At 46.3% G+C, this 2,492-nt stretch carries 1 protein-coding gene and 1 pseudogene; both read right to left on the reverse strand.

Translation table 11 applies throughout. The features are described from left to right. Positions 1-411: 411 nt before the first annotated feature. Positions 412-1,964, reverse strand: a protein-coding gene (locus tag ABYP33_RS18610) for an IS3 family transposase (RefSeq protein ID WP_373092786.1) whose coding sequence is annotated in 2 segments (ribosomal slippage) — positions 412-1,502 and positions 1,502-1,964 — 1,554 coding nt in all. Because the reading frame shifts where the segments join, the coding sequence is not laid out codon by codon here. Between the two features lie 74 nt (positions 1,965-2,038). Next, a pseudogene (locus ABYP33_RS18615) lies at positions 2,039-2,470 on the reverse strand (helix-turn-helix domain-containing protein); the annotation flags it as partial. Positions 2,471-2,492: the final 22 nt, after the last annotated feature.

The raw sequence follows: 2,492 nt of genomic DNA on the forward strand, positions 1-2,492 counted from the left end.
GCTCACAGCAAATACTAATGGCATGGTAAGGGTTAGCCTTAGCTTTTTCAGCGGGGCTAGCAGTCTTATGCTTGTGTGACTGTAGATTGTTTGTAACGGGGGCTCTAACGGTTTTTTTATTATTTAGTGTAACCAACAGCGCAACCGCTACGAATACACTCAGTACAACTAACCACATACTGCATCCTTATTTTTATTATTGTTTGTTTTATTGCGGATTTATTATTTACAACTGTCACTATTAAGGTATTTATTTTACTTAATTAACACAGTTTTTTTAAATATTTTTTGCCTGTACTTCTATAGTGCGAGAGGCTTCATCATCTGTTGGGCCACAAACACCCGTGCTGGTAACCGTATAATAAATCTCGGCACCCGGCGTTTTTCAAGGTAGTTGTCACCATTTTACTTTTAGGCCGCCACCTTTATTGGCAACTGCCTTTGTTCTTCCGGGTTCAGCGTGACCGCCCCGATTGGCTTGCAATTTCTCACGTCCTTTGACCACCGATCAGGCCTTGCTGCTTTTGCTGTCTCTAGCACATGCTTTCGCTTTAGCAGTAACACTTCATCCAATCCCGCATGACGCTGCGCTGGCGTGACAAAATTAAGTTTGCTATGCCGGTGCTCGTTGTTATACCAATCGCTAAAGTTTTGCACCCAGCTGCGTGCGTCAGATAAACTGGCAAAGCCCGATGAAGGCCATTCAGGTCGATACTTTAGCGTTCTAAATAATGATTCTGAGAACGGATTATCGTTACTCACTCTAGGCCTGCTATACGAGGATAATACGCCGAGTTCTTCCATCTTTGCCTTCATCGTTTGTGACTTCATCGGCGCTCCATTGTCAGAATGCAACACCACTGGCTTACCAAGGCATTGCTCTCGCAGCATACAACGCTGTATCAGCTCGGCAGCGCGCTCTCCACATTCCTGCTCGTGAACTTCGTAACCAACAATTTTTCGGCTAAAAATATCCTCAAACAAATAAAGATAATAAAATTGCCCCCTCACTGTTGAAGCTAAATAAGTAATATCCCAAGACCACACCTCATTAGGACCGCTGGCTGTATGGCTGGTCGGCCTCATGATTTTCTTTGGTGCTTGGCTGCGCCCCCGATGATTTAGCTGGCCACGCTCATTTAATATTCGGTAAAAACTTGATTCTGAGCCTAGGTAAATACCCTGATCCAGCAATGCGGGAACAATCTGGGACGGTGGTGAGCGTGCATATTTTGCTTCGTTAGCGACATCCACAATGGCCTGCCGCTCTTCGTTACTCAGCTTATTCGACGGCTCAGGTCGCTGTATTTCAGGGCGCCGATCTACTTGCACCTGCCCACCACGATACCAGCGACGATACGTTCTTAAGCTCACCTCAGCTTCCTGGCAGGCGACGGATAATCGAGCGCCACTAGCTCGCGCATCATGGATGAGCCCTACAATTTTTTTGCGCTCTGGGAATGAGGTTAACTCTCCTCGTCGTCTTCCCAGAGCGCATTGAGCTTTTTTCTAAGCACCAATAATGCAGCGGTTTCTGCTAGCGCTTTTTCCTTTCGCCGTAGCTCCCTCTTCAGGGCTTTTATTTCATTTTTATCCGTTTTTGCTTGCCGGTGAGTCGCTGCATTGATCGTCTCACTGTTCAAAAACCCTTGGAGGCATTCCTGCTTCCAGCGCCGTACCTGCTCTGGGTATAAGGCCTTTTCTCGGCAGTATTGGCTAAGTTCCGATTCCGATAACGGCATCGTTTCAACAACCACAGCTAGCTTGGTTTCTGCGGACCAATCCTCAGTGGATAATTTTTTTCCAGGCACGGGCTTCCCTAATTTTTTGGCTTCGTAGCGCCAATTATATAGAGTTTGTGCCGAAACTCCCTCCTGTCTAGCCACTTCCGCCACTGTCATATTTAATGGAGGTAGTAACTTCTTTAAAATTGACTCTTTGCGTTCGTTCGAATAACGGGCCATTTGTTGCTCATAACCGCCCCCTGATCTCTATTGCTATGGTTTTTAAAACAGTGACAACTAGCCTGACACAGGGGGGCAGCAACCTGTGCATCGTTCAGAATAATGCCTTCGTTGGCGACTTTTTCCTCAAGGGCTTTAAGGCGCTTTTTAAAGTTCTCCAGATTATGACGAACCCAAATTGAACGGACGCCACTACCAGAAACAAATACCCCGGATTTGCGTAGTTCATTGCTGGTGCGATGCTGGCCATGAGCGGGCTGATCAACGGCATAAGCGACCACTGCCGCCTCAGTGGCCTCATCTACTCGATTCTTGGTGTTAGGGGCTTTACGACTCTTATTGATCAGGTTGTCGATACCACCATCCTCAACAAGCTCTTGATAACGGTAAAACGTATCACGTGATACACCCATAACCTTGCAGGCTCTGGATACATTTCCAAGCTCTTCTGCTAAATTGAGTAAACCGGCTTTGTGTTTAATGATTGGATTGTTAGTATGGATCATGAGGGTTACCTTTTTGTTTTGA

It is taken from the genome of Zhongshania sp. (assembly GCF_041584495.1).
GTDB lineage: Bacteria > Pseudomonadota > Gammaproteobacteria > Pseudomonadales > Spongiibacteraceae > Spongiibacter.